The organism is Rufibacter roseus (genome assembly GCF_001647285.1).
In the GTDB taxonomy this organism is placed as follows: domain Bacteria; phylum Bacteroidota; class Bacteroidia; order Cytophagales; family Hymenobacteraceae; genus Nibribacter; species Nibribacter roseus.
Genome location: NZ_LRML01000003.1, coordinates 449,710 through 469,539, shown reverse-complemented (window position 1 = coordinate 469,539; position 19,830 = coordinate 449,710). Strand labels below are relative to the sequence as shown.

At 48.4% G+C, this 19,830-nt stretch carries 19 protein-coding genes and 1 riboswitch; of the genes, 7 read left to right on the top strand and 12 right to left on the bottom strand.

The genetic code is table 11. The annotated features are described in order from the left end of the window. Positions 1–316: 316 nt before the first annotated feature. The 8 genes from A8O23_RS06110 to A8O23_RS06075 form a co-directional block, all read right to left on the bottom strand. Positions 317–1,132 (bottom strand): flavin-containing monooxygenase, encoded by an 816-nt coding sequence (locus tag A8O23_RS06110; protein WP_082882926.1) that lies wholly within the window; start codon positions 1,130–1,132, stop codon positions 317–319. Between the two features lie 207 nt (positions 1,133–1,339). Further along, on the bottom strand, positions 1,340–1,720 hold the full coding sequence (locus tag A8O23_RS06105; protein WP_066618138.1) for a four-helix bundle copper-binding protein: 381 nt from the start codon (positions 1,718–1,720) through the stop codon (positions 1,340–1,342). A 108-nt stretch (positions 1,721–1,828) separates the two neighbouring features. Then, positions 1,829–2,767 (bottom strand): cation diffusion facilitator family transporter, encoded by a 939-nt coding sequence (locus A8O23_RS06100; RefSeq protein WP_066618136.1) that lies wholly within the window; start codon positions 2,765–2,767, stop codon positions 1,829–1,831. Between the two features lie 260 nt (positions 2,768–3,027). Further along, complete coding sequence (locus A8O23_RS06095) at positions 3,028–3,363, bottom strand: four-helix bundle copper-binding protein (RefSeq protein WP_066618134.1); 336 nt, start codon at positions 3,361–3,363, stop codon at positions 3,028–3,030. A gap of 174 nt (positions 3,364–3,537) precedes the next feature. Beyond that, positions 3,538–4,104 (bottom strand): AraC family transcriptional regulator, encoded by a 567-nt coding sequence (locus tag A8O23_RS06090; protein WP_066618132.1) that lies wholly within the window; start codon positions 4,102–4,104, stop codon positions 3,538–3,540. A gap of 137 nt (positions 4,105–4,241) precedes the next feature. Further along, positions 4,242–4,532, bottom strand: a complete 291-nt coding sequence (locus A8O23_RS06085; protein ID WP_066618130.1) for a hypothetical protein — start codon at positions 4,530–4,532, stop codon at positions 4,242–4,244. Position 4,533: 1 nt separating this feature from the next. Beyond that, a complete protein-coding gene (locus tag A8O23_RS06080; RefSeq protein ID WP_066618128.1) occupies positions 4,534–5,157 on the bottom strand; it encodes a thioredoxin family protein in 624 nt (207 codons plus the stop codon). A gap of 316 nt (positions 5,158–5,473) precedes the next feature. Next, positions 5,474–6,034 (bottom strand): hypothetical protein, encoded by a 561-nt coding sequence (locus tag A8O23_RS06075; protein ID WP_066618126.1) that lies wholly within the window; start codon positions 6,032–6,034, stop codon positions 5,474–5,476. Between the two features lie 412 nt (positions 6,035–6,446). Here A8O23_RS06075 and A8O23_RS06070 point away from each other — a divergent pair, with 412 nt between their 5' ends. Beyond that, entirely contained in the window at positions 6,447–6,764 is a 318-nt protein-coding gene (locus tag A8O23_RS06070; RefSeq protein ID WP_066618123.1) for a hypothetical protein, read from the top strand. Between the two features lie 90 nt (positions 6,765–6,854). Here A8O23_RS06070 and A8O23_RS06065 read toward each other — a convergent pair whose 3' ends face one another. Both A8O23_RS06065 and A8O23_RS06060 read right to left on the bottom strand, forming a co-directional pair. After that, positions 6,855–7,889 carry a YncE family protein gene (locus A8O23_RS06065; RefSeq protein WP_066618121.1) on the bottom strand — a complete coding sequence of 345 codons (1,035 nt, stop codon included), beginning with the start codon at positions 7,887–7,889 and terminating at the stop codon, positions 6,855–6,857. Between the two features lie 36 nt (positions 7,890–7,925). Continuing rightward, the gene (locus tag A8O23_RS06060) at positions 7,926–9,863 is read right to left on the bottom strand and encodes a TonB-dependent receptor plug domain-containing protein (protein WP_066618119.1); all 1,938 of its coding nucleotides are present in this window, start codon (positions 9,861–9,863) and stop codon (positions 7,926–7,928) included. 104 nt (positions 9,864–9,967) lie between these two features. Continuing rightward, positions 9,968–10,168: riboswitch (cobalamin riboswitch) on the bottom strand. 532 nt (positions 10,169–10,700) lie between these two features. Between A8O23_RS06060 and A8O23_RS06055 the strand changes: the two genes are divergently transcribed. The 4 genes from A8O23_RS06055 to A8O23_RS06040 all read left to right on the top strand — a co-directional run bounded on the left by A8O23_RS06055 (position 10,701) and on the right by A8O23_RS06040 (position 15,130). Next, the gene (locus A8O23_RS06055) at positions 10,701–12,950 is read left to right on the top strand and encodes an alpha-N-acetylglucosaminidase (RefSeq protein WP_082882925.1); all 2,250 of its coding nucleotides are present in this window, start codon (positions 10,701–10,703) and stop codon (positions 12,948–12,950) included. Between the two features lie 341 nt (positions 12,951–13,291). Continuing rightward, complete coding sequence (locus A8O23_RS06050) at positions 13,292–13,918, top strand: DUF4919 domain-containing protein (protein ID WP_161486699.1); 627 nt, start codon at positions 13,292–13,294, stop codon at positions 13,916–13,918. 112 nt (positions 13,919–14,030) lie between these two features. Then, positions 14,031–14,486 (top strand): hypothetical protein, encoded by a 456-nt coding sequence (locus tag A8O23_RS06045; RefSeq protein WP_153042088.1) that lies wholly within the window; start codon positions 14,031–14,033, stop codon positions 14,484–14,486. Between the two features lie 5 nt (positions 14,487–14,491). After that, positions 14,492–15,130 carry a DNA-3-methyladenine glycosylase gene (locus tag A8O23_RS06040; protein WP_066618098.1) on the top strand — a complete coding sequence of 213 codons (639 nt, stop codon included), beginning with the start codon at positions 14,492–14,494 and terminating at the stop codon, positions 15,128–15,130. A gap of 82 nt (positions 15,131–15,212) precedes the next feature. Here the strand turns inward: A8O23_RS06040 and A8O23_RS06035 are convergent, their stop codons facing one another. Continuing rightward, a complete protein-coding gene (locus A8O23_RS06035) occupies positions 15,213–15,476 on the bottom strand; it encodes a hypothetical protein (RefSeq protein WP_066618091.1) in 264 nt (87 codons plus the stop codon). 183 nt (positions 15,477–15,659) lie between these two features. Beyond that, on the bottom strand, positions 15,660–16,835 hold the full coding sequence (locus A8O23_RS06030; protein ID WP_066618084.1) for a THUMP-like domain-containing protein: 1,176 nt from the start codon (positions 16,833–16,835) through the stop codon (positions 15,660–15,662). Positions 16,836–17,071: 236 nt separating this feature from the next. On the opposite strand from A8O23_RS06030, the gene ahcY reads away from it, so the two are divergent. Together ahcY and A8O23_RS06020 are read left to right on the top strand one after the other, a co-directional pair. Continuing rightward, complete coding sequence (gene ahcY / locus A8O23_RS06025) at positions 17,072–18,379, top strand: adenosylhomocysteinase (protein WP_066618082.1); 1,308 nt, start codon at positions 17,072–17,074, stop codon at positions 18,377–18,379. Between the two features lie 337 nt (positions 18,380–18,716). After that, the gene (locus tag A8O23_RS06020) at positions 18,717–19,610 is read left to right on the top strand and encodes a lysophospholipid acyltransferase family protein (protein WP_066618079.1); all 894 of its coding nucleotides are present in this window, start codon (positions 18,717–18,719) and stop codon (positions 19,608–19,610) included. The last annotated feature ends 220 nt before the right edge of the window (positions 19,611–19,830 follow it).

The following is a 19,830-nucleotide window of genomic DNA, read 5'->3' as shown; positions in this document are numbered from 1 at the left end:
TGATTTCAATTTCTATTACAAAGGTACGTAGGGCAAGAGCCGAGGGCGTTACAGCTTTATATATCGCTTTTACATAATTTTATTCAAGGCGCTGCGCTATATATTGAGCATCTCTTCCGGCGCCTAACAACAAGGCTGAACTGCGGCTCCTTTGCCATGAGAGGCCTAAGTAAAACAAGCCATTTACCGGACTGATGCCGTTCTGGTGTACTGGATTTCCGTCTGCAGATAGGGCACCAGGAATTTGCAGCCAACTGTAATCTGGCGTGAAGCCGGTGGCCCAAACAATACTGCTGAACTGCGTTTGGCTGCCGCCTTAAAACTGCACTGTGGCGCCCGCAAACCCGCTGATTTCTGGCCGCAGCGGCACTTGCCCTTTCTTGAGGAGTTGCTGCAGTTCTTTCCCGTAAACGATGTCGGTTTTCTTCATTACTTTTCGTCCGGTGCGGGAAGTGGGGGAGGCGTAGATGGCGCCAGTTTTAGTGGCCCACCAGAACACGCTTTTGCCCAGCATTCTTAAGCTGGAGAAGCGCGGCTTCTTCCTGACCGAAAGGTGCACTTCATGTGTTTTAGCCAGTTCCACAGCTATCTGAGCCCCAGAATTACCGGCCCCTACCACTAGTACTTTACCCGCCGGAAGCTGCCCCGGATTACGGTAGTATGCACTATGCAGCTGCACCACATGGTCAGCAGGTGTGGTGACAAAGTTGGGAATGTATGGTTTCTGAAAAGGCCCCGCGGCTATTACTACTTGTTTGGCTCGAAAAGTGTGGGTGGAGGTTGCTATATAAAAGGCACCCTCGGCTTTGTAAAAAGAAGTTACCCGTTGCTCTAGCTGTATTGGCAACTGAAACTGCTGGGCGTACTGTTGCAGGTAATCAGCAATTTGGTCTTTGGTAGGATAGTGACCTTTAGGCATTAGGAGCGGCCAACCAGGTAAGTTGCAGTACTCGGCTGGGGTGAACAGCCGTAAAGAATCATACCGGTCCCGCCATGATTGCCCCACTTGGCTGGCACCATCCAGCATGAGAAAATTTTTCCGCTGCAGGTGCAGGTAATACCCCATGGCTAAGCCAGCCTGACCAGCGCCAATCACTACCACATCATACAAATTCTGTTTATCTGTTTCCAATGCTGGGCTCTGTTTTCCGGTGTTTGCTATAACTAAATAGGATACGCAAAAGTAGAGGGCGGTCAGACGGAGCCGTTACAGAATTTTGTAGAAGACGTGTATGATTTTCAGGGAGGGCACAAAAAACTAGCTCCCCCATCAGGCTGAGCAGGTGGGGGAGCTAGTTCTTATTTTGGCCCTGTTTTACAGAAAATAAGGCTAAACTGGTTAAGCTATATCAGAATTGTTGGCGGCAGAAAGAAGCTCGGCCACGGGATCTGATTTCGGAAATAAGTCTTGGCAGGCTTCAATGCACTTGCGGCAGGCTTCGGCGCAGGCCTGGCAGTGGTCGTGCGCGTGGCGCTCACATTCTATGGCGCAGGCCTCGCAGATCTCCACGCACTGGCGCAGCACCAGCCTAGCATGCTCTGAACCTTTAGACAGAAACGAAGCCGTTAGCCGGCAATAATCGGCGCAATCTAAATCCAAGTGAATGCAGCGCGCCATTTTTTTCACTTCTTCTTCTTGCAAACAGGCGGTGGCACAGTGGTCGCAGGCTGCAATACAGGCCAGCAACGCATCAATGGCCGGTTTATATTCGGTACGCATAGGCTTGAAGTTTTGGTGAACTATTCTATACGCGGCCCATGCATTTGGGTATAGCGTTTTAAGGCTGTTTTTGGGAAATGAGGGAAGAAACCTAGTGCTGAAATCATCTTAATGGTACACTCCGGCCTGTTCACAGGCATGGCCATCGGCACCGCGTTCTACTTGCAGGGTGACGTGCTGAATACCAAAGTGGTGACTCAGTTCTTCCCTCATTTCCACCAGTTGGGCATCTTCATAAGAATCTTCCACTACCAGATGGGCGGTAAGGGAGGTTTCAGTGGTACTCATGGCCCAGATGTGCAGGTCATGTACCTGAGCCACGCCCGGCACGTCTTCCAGAAACTTTCTGATGGCCGGTAAATCCGTGCCCTGCGGAACGGCATCTAAGGTTAGCCGAAGTGACTCTACCAATAAGCCCCAAGTGCTCCAGACAATCACTACCATGATGATAAGGCTCATAACGGCATCAATCCAGTACCAATTGGTGTAGTACATGACCACACCCGCTATCACTACTCCTAAACTCACCAGCGCATCGGCGACCATGTGCAGGTACGCGCCTTTCACGTTAATGTCATGTTCTTTATCCTTGAAGAAGAGCAGGGCAGTACCTGCGTTAATGACAATGCCAATGATGGCTACCACGGAGATGGCGGTACCGTTGAGGCTAGGAGCGGTGCCTAAACGTTCAATGGCTTCCCAACCAATGGCTCCCACGGCGAGTAACAACAACACGGCGTTGAGTAAAGAAACCAGCGTGGTAGTCTTTCCATAGCCATAGGTAAAGCGGGAGGTGGGTTTGCGCTGCGACAGTTTGAGAGCCATAAACGCCAGCACCAGACTGATGACATCGGTGAAGTTATGGCCGGCATCGGTAAGAAGAGCCAGTGAGTTGTACCACCACCCGGCGGCAGCTTCCACCACCACAAACACAATGTTCAGGACAATGCCTAGCAGAAAGGCTTTGCTCACATTGCCAGACGCCGGAATTCCGTGGGCGTGTGCTCCGTGTGCATGTCCGTGCGAATGTGAATGACCGTGTCCCATAAAAGAACTTTAATGAACAACTTCCTTTTTGTACGCGAAACTGAGACTGAGTTTGGGTTACTTTCGCAAAGAAAGCTTTTGTGACGGGTAGCAATTTATACCTTAAAGTAAGATTTGTATAAAGTTTGCTGAAATTGTAATGTAAGTCATAGAGAGCTTTAAGTAAAGTCTGTTTTAGCCCTCTTTTTTCAGAAGCAGCACATAAAAGGGAAGGCAGCCGGTGTGAACCGGCTGCCTTCCCTTTTATAGAATATATAATATTAAGCAGTTGCTAATGAGCGGCAAGCTTCTACGCAACGGTAGCAGGCTTCGGCGCACTGCTTGCAGTGATCTGCCTCATGTTTGGCACATTCGTCACCGCACTTTTGGCAAAGTTCAATGCATTCTTGCAGCAGGTGCTTTCCATGCTCAGAGCCTCTGGCTAAAAAGGTGGCGGTAAGTTTACAGATATCGGCGCAGTCGCGGTCAAGCTTAATGCAGGCGGCCATCATTTTTACATTGTCTTCCTCTAAACAGGCAGAGGCGCAATGTTCGCAGGATAAGTAACAATTAATAAGGGCGTCAATGACAGCTCGGTTATTTTGTGAATTGTGCATAAGTAATGGTTTAAAGTGAAACATAATTTGTGTTCACACCCTACTTCGCTGCTCGCTATTTACTTTGCTTGTAGCAAAGAAAAGAACCAACAGGGGTAAGATACCATTGTTTTTACGGGCTGCTCCTTCTGCTGTTGTTATAAAATTATGTGTTCAGATGTATAAAATTCGCGGCTAAGTGAGGTTGTCCAGCGGCTGACGTTCTACGTGTGGGTCTTTTTTGAAGTCGGTTACCGAAACGCCGGTCACTTTCTTGAACTGGTTTGAAAGGTGTTGTACGCTGCTGTACTGGAGCTTGTGCGCAATTTCGCTGAGGGTAAGTTCACCATAAGAGAGCAGTTCCTTCACGCGCTCAATCTTCAGCCGAATCAGGTATTTCTCTATGGTGGTGCCGGTGTGCTGCGAGAACACTTTGCTCAGGTGCTGGTAAGAGCCATGTAACTTCTCAGAAAGATACACCGAGGTGGTGATGGGTTGGTATTCTTCCTCCAGGTGGTGCTGGTACTCCAGAAGGGCAGTCTTTATCTGGTCGGTTAGTTGCTCGTCTTTGTCTTTCAGCAACTCAAAACCATGTGCCTGTAAGGCGTTGTTTAGCTGCTCGGCGTCTATGGATTGTCCTTGTACATGTGCCTCGCCCAGCTTTACCTCTTTTACCTCTAGCCCCTGTTGCGATAAGACCTCAGTAACCGTGGCAATGCAGCGGGGGCAAACCATATTTTTAATGTGCAGGTGTTGTTCCATAAGAGGCGAATCTAAATTCTGGAAAATACTGGCTTGATAAGACCTCTGGCAAATGAATACAGAATATTGGAGGCTTGCAAGTAGACGGCAAAAAACGTGTAGCTACATTGTTTAAACGTGGCCCTGTCAGAATTAGTTTAAGGGCGTTTCTTAGGCAAATTTCTTTTAGGCGCTGGCTTGGCTGGTGCCTTCTGTTTAGAGAACCGCCCGAACGCCCAATTCACCGACGGAATAATCAGAAAAACGGTGCCGGAAATCATGATAAAGATTATCAGGAAAGCATTGAGCAGCCGTAGCAGAAAATCACTGGTCAGGCCGAAGGTGTAGAGCAGCAGCGTCATGGCGAGCACCAGGCTAACCAAACCAGCTATAATCAAGTCGCGGCGCCAATCGCGCTGGAAGGGGTGGCGTTTTACTGTTTTTGCCATGTTACGCCATGCAGCCTCTAATCCAGTGAGGTAATAAGTGCAGAAACTCTTCTTGCAGTGCCTGTCCGTTGTTTTCTTCTGAGTGTCCCAAGGCTTTTTTGATGAACTCAGGCAGGGGTAAATTCTGCTGCTTCAGCTCTAGCACATACTCTTGCAGCACCTGCGGCCTGGGCCCCCAAGAGCCCAGTGGCTGCAGCGTTTCAGCGTTCAACGCAATGAGTTTAGGAATGCTCTTGCCCCCGTTGGTCAGGTACGCCTCCATAACGGCAGGCTGTTCTGAACGCAGTATGGTACGCAGCTCAATGTTCGGAGATTGCTCGGCAATGGCGGCCAAAACGGGTACATGCACTGCGGCATCACCACACCAGCCCTCAGTTAGCACCAGCCATAGCTGCGGGCGCGTCACTGTTTGCACCAAATCTACCAGGTCTTGCTGCAGCGGCGTTTGGTAGGTGCGCTGCATTATCTCTAAATTATCTTTGGTGACCTGAGCCAGAAAATCAGACTGTTCCAGACCAGTGGTTTTGCCTTGGGCTACTGCCTCGCGCACCAATGCCTGGTAGCCGTCATAGGTAAGGCCTTGGGCCACTACCTCTGGGGTGATCACATTTTGTTGTTCCTGCATAAGCGTAACATTTCTGGAGGTGCGAAGATACGGTAAAGCTACTTTCTTGCCTAAGAGCCTGTTTAAGTTTTGGTTTCATAAGCGAAAATGGCAAGAGTAGGGTTCTGCCAAAACAGTTTTTGAGTCTCATAGCAGCGCTTCGAAGGCGATAAAAGTGCGAAGGCAGGTTCTTGCTATGGCCGTTTGCAGCATGAAAGCCAAAATTTAACAGGCTCTAAAGAAAGAATAAAAAGCAAAAGGCCCGAGTCTGTTTCTCGGGCCTTTTTAAGAAAACAAGCCCAAAATGCTCGTCTTCTGGATAACTACAAAAAAGAACCTATTGCTTCTTTTTCGCTTCTTTCAGTTCATCTGCCAAGCTAGCATCGCCTTTGTGGGCTTTCTGGGTGCTGGCGTTGAATTGGTTGTTACGGGTTTCTTTGTCAGAACCGTCAGCACCACGGGTGGCGGTGGTTAAGTTGGCGTTTGAACCTTGTGGGCTGTCAGGGCCATCGTTCGGCATGGCTCTTTTGGCACCGCCGCCGTGACCTTCGGATCTTGGTACATTTTCACCGCGGGTATTGTCAGCGCCGCCGGGTACTGGTCCCTCAGTGAAATTAGGCGCGTTAGTGCCTTTTTCTGGGTTGTGGTTGTGGATATTGTTCGGTCTTCCGCTCACGCCAGCACCAGTGCTCATGCTGTTGTCGTTTTGCGACTTCTGCTGCCCGCTACCTGAGGTGTTCGGGCTTGATTTGGTTTCCGGTGACCCATCGTACGGAGGATTGTTGTTGTGCCTGTTGCTGTTGTTCAGGTGGTCGTTTTGGTCTTGTATATCTTGCCAGCTTCTGTCTTGCTCGGCTCTATGTTGTTTTGGGCTATTGTCGCCTTTTCCCTTTGTCATAGTTTGGTCTCCTTATCTTAGTATGTAAAACATGTACTGGTATTTGGTCCGGTTCAGATCTTATTTAAACTTGTATTTTGCGCTGCAAACTGGCATCGAAAGAACCTGCCTTCGCCTTTTTCTCGCACCATAGCGTTGCTATGCTGCTCCAAAAACGCTTCGCCAGAACCTTCCGCTCCCAATTTTCGCCTGCAAAACCAAAATTTAAACAAACTCTAGGCCAGAGTACTACTCTTTACGTGTCTGGTAACAGTGGGTTAGGGAAGGGGCAATCTTCTGCGTATAGTGCTACCGTAATATTTGAAAAGGAGAACTGCGGCTGTTGACTTAACTATTAGCCCTTTACCCGCGTACTAAGGCTATGCGCAGCAGGCTAGCCTGTTGCGCCAGTAACCAATACCGAACTAGAACTATGGAAAAGCTATTTATTTCTTTTAAACGTCTTTCTTTCGCGCTGATGGTGGGCGGTGCCTTAGCAGTGGGTGCCTCCTCTTGCAGCAAAGGCGAAGAAGCAGGCGCCGTGAATGTAGAAGAGGGCGAGTTCAAGAGCAAAGACCCTACTGACCATAACGCCACCGGAAACGACGACAAAATGCAGCAACAGCCTGCCGACCCGTCTGATGACTCTACCTATGAAAACATCTATGACCGGCAGGAGAAAAAAGCCCGCGAAGGAGCGGGTTCAGGCGTAGGTGGAGCCGCCAATGTTCCCCAAAAAACAACGAATTAAAGTAGAACAGCCCTAAAACAGAAGAGGCCGCCCACAGGGGCGGCCTCTTCTGTTTTAGGGCTGTTCTTATAAAACTAGGGCAAAAACAGCTTATCTGAACGTGAAGCCGTTTGGCAGTATCCGTACCTGGAAGGAATCAATACGTTCACCTGATGTTTTGAAACGTACTACTCTGCCGTTAGAGGCATAAGGGCCTACTCCCGCATAAATTAAATCTTCCTGCGGTGATACTCCTAAACCATATAATTCGGTGCGGTTGAAGAGAGGTGCAGTGGGTAAAGTGGTTGCGGTGGTAGAAACTCTGTACACTGATTTGTTAAAGCTATAATATACTTGGTTTCTGGCACCATTAATAGCCAATAAGCCTGGCGCTTGAGTAGAACCTGGTAAAGCAAAAACAGTTTGGTTTTGGTTGGCGGGATTGATTTTGATTAATGCGCCGCTAGTGCCGTAGCCACCGCGCAGCACCCAAATATTGTTGCTGGCATCTACCACCAGTTGGTTAGGGTTATCTCCAACATCAATGGTACTTTCTACCTGGTCAGTGGCTGTGTTAATAACTGATAATGTGTTGCCGCTGCTGTTTGCCACGTACAATTTATTGTTCACCAGCACCAGTTGCTCTGGCAATTGACCTACCTCGATAGTTTTAAGAACCGTGTTTGAGTTAAGGTCCACAACGGCTACTCTTCCGTTAACGCCATAATCTACCCATTCGGTAATATAGCCCTTTTGGCTGTTCAACGCTACCATGTAGCGGGGCAGAAGCAGGTCTTCAATCACACCCAGTTCTTCGAAAGTGTAGGCATTTACTACTTCCACTTTGTTGCTGTTGTTGGCTACCAGGTAAGCTTTGTCATTGGCAATAGTCATAGACTGCACCACGTCGCCTAAGGGGCGATCATTTACTTCTTTGAATAGCTCAGGTACAAGCGTTTTGGTGTTCGGGTCATAGTAGCTCACTTCACCATTAGGGGTGCCAAAGCTACCTTCGTTGGTAATAAAAACGCCATGCTCATATGCTCCTTTAGGGCCACTGTCATCATCTGAACTACATGAGGTGAACAGAAGGGAGCCACTGGCTAAGGTGTACAGCAAATAGCGGTTAAAACGGGTGGTTTTCATAGACTGAATAAAAAAATGTAAAATGTATTATGGTTGTTATTGAGATTTGAATCTGTTCCACAGCACCGCCAATGAAAGCCGGAAATTGCGGGGTGGCATGGCACGGTAGGCCATGGTCTGATAGACTGTGTTCGTTGCATTCTGCACTTGCGCCATAACTTGCACCTGAACGCGGCGAAGGTCAAACGTTTTCCCGAGCCCAGTGTTAACCAAGGTATAGGCTGGTAGCCAATTGTTGTTGTCGTTATCGGTAAAGCGGAGGTCGGTGAAGGTGGCGTCAGCGGTCAAGAACCAGTCTCGGAACCTGAAGTCGACCCAGCTGGCAAGCTTATGCTTTGGTACATAAAACAGCTGCCGCTCTTGTAGCTCGCCCCAAGCGTTGGGCAGTTTCTGTTCTGAAATGGTGTAGGCGTAAGCCAAACCGCCAAGTAGAGTCCATTGGGTAGCTGGTTGCCATTGCCATTTACTGTCAATTTCAGCTCCATGGCCCTTTACCTTGCTAAGATTAACCGGCTCAGAGTAACCTCCGGAGGCAGGCTGCCATTGAATCCAGTCGTGTACCTGCAGCGCATATACTGTTGCTTCTGTAGTGCCTGTTACTTTCTTGTTTTTGTACTGGTGTAGTAAACTTGCTTCATAGCCCCAGCCGTTTTCAGGTTGTAGGTTCGGGTTTCCGCCGGGGCTCCAGAAACGGTCGTTCAAGGTAGGCACTCTATAGCTGCGCGAGATGTTTGCTTTTGCGGTAAGGCTGCTTTTTGACTCCTCCAACAGCAAGTAGTTGGCGCCTAACGTTGGGGTTATAGGCGGGTTATAACCGTTCACCAGCGCCTGCCGCAGATTTAGGCTTAGTTGAAGTTTAGTGGTGGGGTCATAGCGCAGCCATGCGTAGCCAGAGAAGCGGTACTCCTCTACTTCGCCTCCATATCCGCCTACATCGGCTCTGAACAACTGGCCCTCCGTTCCTACTTGCAGAAGCAGGTGAGGCAGCAGATTCCGCTCGTGTTCTACTTGACTTTGCAGCGTATTGACTTTTGACAGCGAAAGTATGCTGTTGTCTTGATAGTCGAGGCGGTCGGTGAAATAAGCTGCCCGAACGCTGGTGCGCCCACCGGCCACGCGTCCAGCCCATTCAGCCATCAGGCGTAGGTTCTCGTCTTCTTGTCGGGCGTTGGAGTTGGCACTGCCCATGGCAGGCTGAATCTGGCGGTGCGTGTTCACATACCAAGCCCGCACCGACACCTGCTGGTCAGGGCTTAATTTATAATGAATGTCCTGCGCAAAGCTTGTCTGGCGGAAAGCGGCGTTTTGTTGCCGCTCCCAGGGTTTGCCAAAGGCAGCTGTGTTCTGGAACCGGAAATCATTTTCTGAACTGGTTCGGCTGAACGAAGAGGAGAGGGAAATTCTCCTGTTAGAGTAGCTCCCGCTGGCGGCAGTACGGTGATGGCCAAAGCTACCAACCTCCTGCTGTACCCGCACTTGTTGCCGATAAGTAAAGGAAGCAGGGTTTTCTAAAATAACGGCTCCACCCACGGCTCCGCTGCCGTGCAGGGCGCCACTGGGGCCGTGCTGCAAACTTACTTGGGTAGAGAACTGTGGCGGGAGAAGCGCAAAGTCTGACATACCCAAAGTAGGCAAGGCAATGTTGAACCCGTTCCAGAGCACGGCGGTATGGCTGGAGGCGGTTCCTCTGAATGCTACGGTGGCGGTCATGCCGTTGCCGTAGCTGCGCAGGTACAGAGGCGTGCGCTGCTGTAATACATCGGCCAGGGTAAGGCCAGGCTGCCGTTGCAGCAGTAGTGAATCAACTTGTAGGGTGCGGGTACCTGCGGAAAAGTGCTCATATCTTCGGGCGGCAATGGTCACCTCCGTCAGTTGCACACTGTCTGACAGTAACGACTGGGCACAAATACCCGGAGCGCCTGCTAACTCAGCGGCAACAAAAGCTATTACAAAACAAACCAGACGGTGTACCATTTCCTCAGCTTAAAGAGCAGAGGAGACTACAAAGGAAGAAATAAACGAAAACGCCAACCCACGGTGGGGCTACCATCCTTGCTGCTTTTTTCCCGAAAGCCTCCAGGTTAAGTGGTGCAATGGCAGGTCTCCTGGCTCTCTTCTCCGGCCCGGCCTTCCCATCTGGCAAAGCAGACAGTGGCATGTGGTGGGCAGAATATTGTGAAGATAACAGTTGCGGGAACAGCTCAGGTTTCTCACCTGATTCCCTATTAAGACGTTACCGGCAGAAGGCCGGGGCAGTCACCATTAGCGGCGCAAAGGTACGCTAAGTTTGGCAGGAGTGCTATAGGGACAGGTAAAAAAGGTTTGCCTATGCGTTTTTAGCCTGATTTCCGGAAAACATTGCTGAAACAGGTTGTACCTTTTGTTTAGAGTTGCAAGTGTTTTTTGTAAAAATCTTGCTACAAAGTTTTGAATGCTCTCCTGATTTATGACACTCAAAAGCTGCTTGGAGAGAACATACTCTGACCTATTACCTTACAGGTAATATAGGAATACGCGTGATTGGTAGTAAGTAAAGCTTCGATAAAAAGATATGTTCTCTGTGTTTACAATAGAAATCAATATATTAGTGGGTACGAGCACGCTTAGCTTATATTGTGCAGCCCCTGAGGGAGAAAGTAAACTGAAAATTCTGGGCAGGCATTGCATAGAGTCTCTGGTTGATATTGCTAAGCAGACAGGTTGTAAGCAGCTGTTCTTCTAATGTTAAATACGAAAATTAAATTGTTAAATACGAAAATTAAATCCTTATAGAGTAGCAAGAATTTTTTGCTCTGATTCATTTATTCAATCATGAAACTTCATTTAATTTTATTTCTGTTGCTTTTCTCCTTGCTGGTTTCCTCTTGCGCAGTGCAGAAAAGCACCAGTCATGTTGACCATAAAGCCCTGGAGCTGCAGGAGAAAATTTCTAAAAAACCCGTGTATGACCTGCTCAAGCGGGTTGTGCCGCAGCACGCGTCTTCCTTCGTGGTAGAGTTTATTCCGCAGGAAGACGGCAAGGACGTGTACGAGGTGGAGAGCAGGGGCGGCAAGGTCGTGCTGCGCGGGAACAACGGCGTGTCGGTGGCCAGCGCCCTGAACCACTACCTCAAGCACTACACCCACAGCAGCGTCACCTGGAACGGCAGCAACATCAATATTTCTAGCCCTATGCCGGTGGTGGCACAGAAGGTGAGGAACGTAAGCCCCTACAAGTACCGCTACTACCTCAACTACTGCACCTTCAACTACACCATGAGCTGGTGGGACTGGGAGCGCTGGCAGTGGGAGATAGACTGGATGGCAATGAACGGCATCAACATGCCGCTGGCCCTGACGGGGCAGAACGCCATCCACCGCCGGGTGTACAAGGGCATGGGCCTCACCGACAAGGACCTGGAGAGCTTCTTCAGCGGCCCGGCCTACTTCAGCTGGTTCTGGATGGGCAACCTCGACGCGTGGGGAGGGCCGCTGCCCGTGTCCTGGATGGAGAGCCACGAGGCCCTGCAGAAGCAGATCCTGGAGCGGGAGCGGGGGCTGGGCATGACGCCCATCCTGCCCGCCTTCACCTGGCACGTGCCGCCGGCGCTGAAAGACAAGTTTCCGGAGGAAAAACTTAAAAAAACAAAATGGGACGAAATGGCGGCTCCTGTATATCTGCTGGACCCCGACGACCCGATGTTTGTGGAGATTGGCAGAAAATTCATTGAAGAGCAAACCAAAACATTTGGCACTGATCATTTTTATTCGGCTGACACTTTCAACGAAAACCGCCCACCCTCCAACGATTCTACTTTTCTAAGCAACATCAGTAAGAAAGTGTACCAGTCTATGGCGGCGGCAGACCCCAAGGCGGTATGGGTTATGCAAGGCTGGCTGTTCCACTTCTCCCCTGAATTCTGGAAACCTATCCAAGTGCAAGCTCTTTTAAATGCGGTTCCGCATGAGAACATGGTCATTCTGGATTTGTACAGCGAGCGCAGCCCAATGTGGGAAAACACCAAATCGTACTACGTCAAGCCTTGGATCTGGAACATGCTACACAACTTTGGCGGTAACGTTAGTATGTATGGCCTCATGGACAGAATTGCCACTTGGCCTTCTAAAACCCTACAAGATCCAGATAAAGGTAACTTGGTAGGAATTGGCTTAACCCCTGAAGGTATAGAAAGTAATTCGGTGATCTACGACCTCATGATGGAGAATGCCTGGCGAACTACTTCCATTGATCTTGATACCTGGCTCCGTGGCTACACCAGACGCCGCTACGGAAAAGAAAATGAGCATGCTAACCAAGCTTGGCAAATATTGAGGCGAACCGTCTATGCAGACAGTATTACTTCCGGCGGGCCTGAGTCTATTATTACCGGAAGACCAACCTTTAACAGGAACACCAAGCGTGTTATTACTCGGTTTGCCTATGAACCCATAGCCTTAATACCCGCATGGGAGAAAATGATAGCCGCCTCAGAAGAATTGAAAAACAGCGAAGGTTTTCAATATGACCTGGTAGATGTAACCCGGCAGGTTTTAGGTAATAATGCCACTCAAGTGCAGGAGCAGTTTGTGCAGGCGTATAAAAAGAAAGATATAGCCGCATTCAGGCAGCACAGTACTGATTTTATTACCTTGATTGAAGACATGGATAAATTGTTGGCTACCCAAGAAGACTTGTTATTGGGCAGATGGCTTAACTCGGCTAAAAGTTGGGGTACCACTGAGGCAGAGAAAAGGCTTTATGAGAGAAACGCCCGCAACCTCATTACCCTTTGGGGTGATAAGAACAGCAACCTTATGGATTATGCTAACCGGCAGTGGGCGGGGTTGCTAAATGGATTTTATAAACCGCGTTGGCAGCAGTACTTTACTGATGTTGTCGCCCAGATGGAAAAGGGGCAGGAAATCAATCAGAGAGCTTTTGATGAAAAAATTAAGACATGGGAATGGGATTGGGTGAACAGCAATGAAACCTATCCAGACAAGCCAATAGGAAATTCAGTAGATATAGCAAACGAACTGTTCCGGAAATACAACCAGAAAATAAAGAACAGCTACCAGTAAGACGGGAAGTCAACAGATTGGTGTAGCCTGTAAAGTCAAATAGCTGTGAACCGTGGAAGCGGACGGTTTAAATTTTTCAGACTGCATTAATTTAACCCGTTGGAAACAGTAATCTATTTTCTTTTTTAGAACCTTGAAGGAAGAAGAAAAACGAGGCTGTTTTAGGGCTGTTTTCTCGAAAACAGGCAAGAATCAGAAAGTAGGAAGGTAAAGGGATGGGCAGAAGGTGCGTAACTTTTTCGGAGCCGAAAGAGTTTTAGCATTGTATTTGTATTAGGCTTGCCGTCTTACTTTTCTCTTGATTTTAAATGAAACGATTTCTGCTTTTAAGTACCTTTTGCTTGGCTTTTCTGATTCACGGGCAGGCCCAGACAATATCACAGATCAACTTTGATGCTATTAAAACGGCAGTGGCCTCCTCTAAGTCTGCCTATTATTATCCTAGCCTGCTTAAGCGGTATCATGCAAATGATGTCAGCCTTACTTCAGAAGACTACAAGCACCTCTATTATGGCTGGGTTTTTCAGCCGGGCTATAATCCTTACAAAGGCAATGATAAAGCTGACGCCCTAAACCAGATGCTGCTCTATGAGCGGTTTCCTGAAATTATCACCACCGGGAAAAAAATTCTGCAGACTGATCCCTTCAACCTGGATGTGATGTACCTGATGGTGATGGCTTATGGTGAGATGCGCAACAAAGCGGAAAGTGACAAATGGCTGGCAAAAGTAGAAGGCATTGCCGGAGCCATAAAAGCGAGTGGTACTGGTCAATCGCCGGAGAGTGCCGTGGTGTTGGTTGCCCCCCGTGATGAATACATGTTCTTGACTATGGTGGGCTTGCGCCAGGCGTCGGCTCCCCAACTGGTAGAGAATAAGTACCACCTGATACCAGTAAAATCGCCAAATAAGCTTAACTATACCCAAGTGTACTTCAATATTCAAAAACCGCTGGCACGTAAGAAATAGCAGCGTCATCACTCTATCTAATTTACCTGCTTTTTTGAAAAGTAGTTAGCTGTTTTGGGGCTGGTTTAACAAAACCAGCCCTAAAATGTATTACCTTACTACTCTACCAACTATGAAAACAAAATTACTTTCAAGCTTAATGCTGGTTCTGGCGTTTTCCGCCTGCCAAACTCCGTCTGAAAACAACCAAGGCAACGACAGTGTCATGAATAATACGGTTGTAGCTGCCCCCTGTGATTTTACTCCCATTGATTCTGTCAGTGCCCAGAAACAGCTGAAAGGCGAGTGGGAGTTGGCGGGTGTAAAGCCGAACCGTATGATGGCTGACCAGCCCGATGAGTTTTTGACTGGTGAGCAGATCGGTACGCCCCGAGGATTGATCTTTTACGACAATAACGAGTTTGAGCAAACTTTGAACGGGCAGAAACAGAGAGAAAGGCAAAAGTATGTTCTGCAAGACGAAGGCCTTTCACCGTTGGCTTACCAGTTCTGGTTTTGCGGGGATAATACCCTTATCTTAAGTAACGTGGCAGCCGATGGCCCCACAGAGGTATATATCCGGAAGTAACGGGAATGCTTCAACATCATCAGCCCCCGCACTTTCAGCCCATTCCTCAGGAGTTTTATGCAAGGCCCCATGTTGAGACTATTGCGCTGGAGCTTCTGGGAAAATACCTTTTTAGTAACATAAGCGGAGTGGTGGCAGGGGGCATGATTGTGGAAACGGAGGCATATTCTGGCCACAACGATGCGGCCAGCCACTCAAGCCAGGGCCGCCGTACCAAGCGCACCGAAGTCATGTTTGGCCCACCGGGTGTAGCGTACGTATATCTGATTTACGGAATTTACTCGCTATTCAATGTAGTGACCAATGTAGAAGGAGCCGCCGATGCGGTTTTGATTAGAGCCCTTGAACCTGCCGAGGGCGTTGAAGAAATGAAGCTCAGGCGCAGCCTCACCAAAGTTGAACCACGGCTAACCGCAGGTCCTGGGCTCTTAACCCAGGCATTGGGTATTAACACTGCACACACAGGGCTACCTCTTGCCGGACCTCATATTTGGTTAGAAGACCACCAACTACAGATTCCGGAAGAAAGCATTGTTGCTGGCCCTAGGGTGGGAGTTGCCTATGCCGGTGCAGATGCCCTTTTACCTCGGCGCTTTAGTCTGAGGGACAACAAATGGGTGAGTAAGGCCAATCCGAAATACTAATTTAGAAAAGTAGTAATACCCTTCACAACAAGAGAGCCTGCCCAAAGTTGGGCAGGCTCTCTTGTTGTGAAGGGTATAGGCATTAAGCATTGCGGCCGCCGCGTTCTTTATCAGAAATTGGTCGATCTAACTCGCTATGTCCGTGTTCTGGTTTGTTAGGTTCTGCTCTGGAGAAGGTGTCACCTAAGCCGGAGCTTTTATCGTTGTTTCTGCTACCACCTGTTCCGCCGGAGGCTTGGTTTGTTACTTCAGTAGCGGGCGTTCCTCCTTTTTTGCCAGCTTCAAATGATTTCTCTGGGTTACTGCTGAACCCGTACTGCTCCTGGTTTTTATTCTGATTTTCCATCGTCTCTCTACATTTAAGGTGCAACATAGGCCGTGTTGGCCGCTTTTCTTTATTTAGTACGAGCCTGAAACGGAGGGGTTTATGGTAATCTGGAGGAAGGGGATGGATTAAAAGGAGATAGCAAAAGTTTGTTGTCTTGGGGCTGTTTTCCTGAAAATAAGCCTAAAACAGGTATTCCACCTATCACACTTTCTGGCAAAGCAGAAGTATTGGCTTGTTGTGCATATCAGTAGTGGCAAAAAGATAGTCAGAGCCGCCTTCCTTCAGCTTCAGTTTATCGCGCAATTGCGCAACCGATAATGGATAATTACGGGCGGTAATATTCGCTTTTTTGAGTGGCAGGAGCTTCTGTAATTCTTTGGCGCTGGTTTTCGGTTTTGCCGTGATTTCGAAAATTCGGCCCGGAAATACCTCGCACAACTCAGTGGAGGTATACAGATGGCTGTTGCGGTGCAGCTTGTGCAGCCCATATTCCTGGCTTAACCACTTATAAGCGCCCGCTTTCAGAAGGGCAGTGTTAGGTTCGTACAGGAAGCGCTGCGGGTCAGAAAAGGTGGCATTGGCTTTTTCTTCCTGAGCTTTGGTAAAGCTGATTTCCTGCGGCAGCTGATCTGGCCTCAGATTCACGGCTGTGATGGTGGGTGCGTCTGTAGCCTCAGAAGATAGCAGGTACAGCACTTCTTTTACTTCGTTCTGTACCGCCACTACCCACACCTGCCCTACCTGACTAAGGTCTTGCAAAGCTAAATCTACATCTAGCATAGGAGCGGTTTTAAGCAGCACCTTCTTACTTTTCTGAAGCAACAGCGGCAGCAAGTTCAATACATCTGGTTCGCAATCTTGCAGCAGGTGCACACGCTCTTGGCTCTGCCCACGGCGGGCGGGGTCCAGGTAAATGACATCTACGGGATCAGTCAAGCCCTGCAGAAAATCTTCTGCCTTAGTTGAGTGTACCTCAATATTCTTTACTTCTAGCTGCTCATAGTTATAGGCGACAGTTTGCGCCAGTTCAGCCTGATGTTCCACGTAAAACACTTTGTCAAACCTTTGGGCAAAATAGAAAGAGTCGACCCCAAAACCACCAGTCAAGTCTGCCAGTATCTGGCCCTGCACTATCTTAGCTTTATAAGCGGCGGTGATGTCAGAGGAACTTTGCTCCACAGACAGGTTAGCCGGAAAAACAAGGTTTAGGTTTGACGCCCACAGGGGAAGTTTTCCTTTAGCTTTTTGCCTCGCCCGTATTTGCTGCGCCAGTTTAGGAACATCCAGCTCAGGCCACTTTTTGCCTTGCAGTACCAGCTGGGCGGTGTCGGAAGAAAGGTGCTGGGCAATGAAATCGCGTTCCGCTGGGCTGAGCATTTATTTTAATTAGGAATTAGGAATTAGGAATTAGGAATTAGGAATTAGGAATTACTGCATCTAGCCTCCTTTTTCCAAAGTAAATGTAAAACCGACTTTGCTAACCAACAACCAAAAATAAGCCTCGTTTTGGGGCTGTTTTTCAGAAAATAAGCCTATAACGTACATCAGCTAGTCCGTTGATGATGATAAACTTATTCCGTACCTTTGCGGTTACTATAAAAAGCTGAACTACAATGGTAGAAACGTATTTGAAGTACAAAGTAAAAGATATTTCCCTTGCCGATTGGGGAAGAAAAGAGATTAAATTGGCTGAGGCCGAAATGCCGGGCTTGATGGCCATTCGGGAAGAGTACGGTGCCAGCCAGCCTTTGGCGGGAGCCCGTATTGCCGGTTGCTTGCACATGACTATCCAGACTGCCGTTTTGATTGAAACATTGGTAGCGCTTGGTGCCGAGGTAACCTGGTCTTCCTGCAACATCTTCTCTACCCAAGACCACGCCGCAGCTGCCATTGCCGCCGCCGGTATTCCGGTATATGCCTGGAAAGGTATGACCGCCGAGGAGTTTGACTGGTGCATTGAGCAGACTTTGTTTTTCGGAGAAGACCGCAAGCCATTGAACATGATTCTGGACGACGGTGGTGACCTGACCAACATGGTGTTTGATAAATACCCTGAGTTAGCCGCTGGCATCAAAGGTCTGTCTGAAGAGACTACCACGGGTGTGCACCGTCTGTACGAGCGTATGAAAAATGGCACCTTGTTAATGCCGGCTATCAACGTGAACGACTCGGTAACCAAATCTAAATTCGACAACAAATACGGCTGTAAAGAGTCATTGGTAGATGCTATCCGCCGTGCCACTGATGTGATGATGGCTGGTAAAGTAGCTGTTGTGGCGGGCTATGGTGACGTAGGAAAAGGTTCTGCCGCTTCATTGCGTGGTGCCGGTGCCCGTGTTATTGTAACGGAGATTGACCCAATCTGCGCCCTGCAAGCTGCTATGGACGGCTTTGCCGTTAAGAGAATGGAGAACGCTATTCCGGAGGCTGATATTGTGGTAACCGCTACTGGTAACTTTAACATAATCCGGGCTGAGCACTTCAAAGCCATGAAAGACAAAGCTATTGTCTGCAACATCGGTCACTTCGACAATGAGATTGACATGGCTTGGCTGAACGAAAACTACGGCCACACGAAAGATACTGTTAAGCCACAGGTTGACCTGTACACCATTGATGGCAAAGACATCATCGTTCTGGCCGAAGGTAGATTGGTGAACTTAGGTTGCGCCACTGGCCACCCGTCTTTCGTGATGTCTAACTCATTCTCTAACCAGACCTTGGCTCAGATTGAACTTTGGACGAATGCTGAGGCTTACGAGAACAAAGTATACACTCTGCCTAAGCACCTGGATGAGAAAGTAGCACGTCTGCACTTGTCTAAAATTGGGGTGGAATTGGAAGAGCTTTCTCCAGAGCAGGCTGCCTACATTGGCGTAGAGGTGGAAGGCCCATTCAAACCAGAATACTACCGTTACTAATATTTCTGTTTCCGGCCTGTTTTCTGGGAATGAATATAAAAACGCCCGGCTTCTATAAAGAGGCCGGGCGTTTTTTTGTAAGGGTAGAGCGGTGTTGATTATATTTCTACTGAGGGAAAAGGGGCGACAATTAGGGTATCTGTTAAAACTTATCTTCTTTCAAATCTTTTGATAACCTATGAGTAGTGGCTTGCTTAAAAAAGGTAATTACTCCGCATGCATGGTTGAAAAGAGGGAAATGAGTAAATTAGGGGCTAGATCTTCACAGGGGCCTGAGGCATAACAGCGTTTTTGGCCTATATTTTCAAAAGACATCAAAAAGCCACCTCATCACCATATGTCAAGGCCTAACCTGCGGCCAATTCAACTGCCGTTATGGTGGTTGCTGAAAGGTATTTCATTACTTCCGTTTCCGGTACTTTACGTTTTCTCAGATTTCCTGTACCTGGTGGTATATAGGGTGGTGGGGTACCGAAAAAAGGTAGTGCGCCAGAATTTAGAGCGTGCCTTTCCAGGCAAAACTATATCTGAACGCCGGGCCATAGAAAAACAATTCTTCCGGAATCTGGCAGATATTATTGTGGAAACCTTGAAGTTGGTTTCGCTTACACCGGAAGAATTGGCGAAGCGGGTAACCCTGAAAAACCGTGAAACCATAGACAGCTATCTAGAACAGGGAAAGCCCGTAATGGCTTTGGGAGCTCATTTAGGTAACTGGGAATTTATGTCAGCGGCGGGGAATGCCATGTTCCCGTACCCAATAGACGGAGTATACAAGCCATTGGCTAGCCCGTTTTTTGAAGCTTTCATGTACCACCTCCGTAGCCGGTTTGGCATTACGTTGGTACCCATGAAAGAAACGCTGCGGCACATGCTGCGCCACCGTGGACAAACCCGTATTCTCACGTTGCTGTCTGACCAAGTACCGCCCTTCAAGCTTATCCAGTTCTGGACTAACTTTCTTCACCAGGATACTCCCTTTTATGTAGGGGCAGAGAAAATGAGAACCTCTTTTGGCTATCCTACTTTCTTTGCCGGTATGCGGCACGTAGGCCGTGGCTATTATGAAGTGGAGTTTCAGGAACTGCTTCCGCCGCCTGTGGACGGTGAGAATATTGACCACTTTCCGCTTACCGAGGCCTTTGCCCGAAAACTAGAGGTGTGGATTGAGCAGAATCCTGCAGATTACCTTTGGTCTCATAAGCGCTGGAAGCACCAGCGGCCACAGTAAGTACCTGACAAAACTGTAGGTTAAATTAGTGCAGTTCTTAGGCTCACTAAGCTTCCTGTTTAAGGGATAGTTTTTGAAAAACAGCCCTAAAGCACAAGACCTGAAAATATTGGTGCTTTTCACAATTTGAAGATGTCTTTCTGGATGGTGCGTAACTTGTCAGGAGAAAAGAAAGCAGTACCTTTATCTTTCATTTTTATAGGAATTTAATCAGATCTCA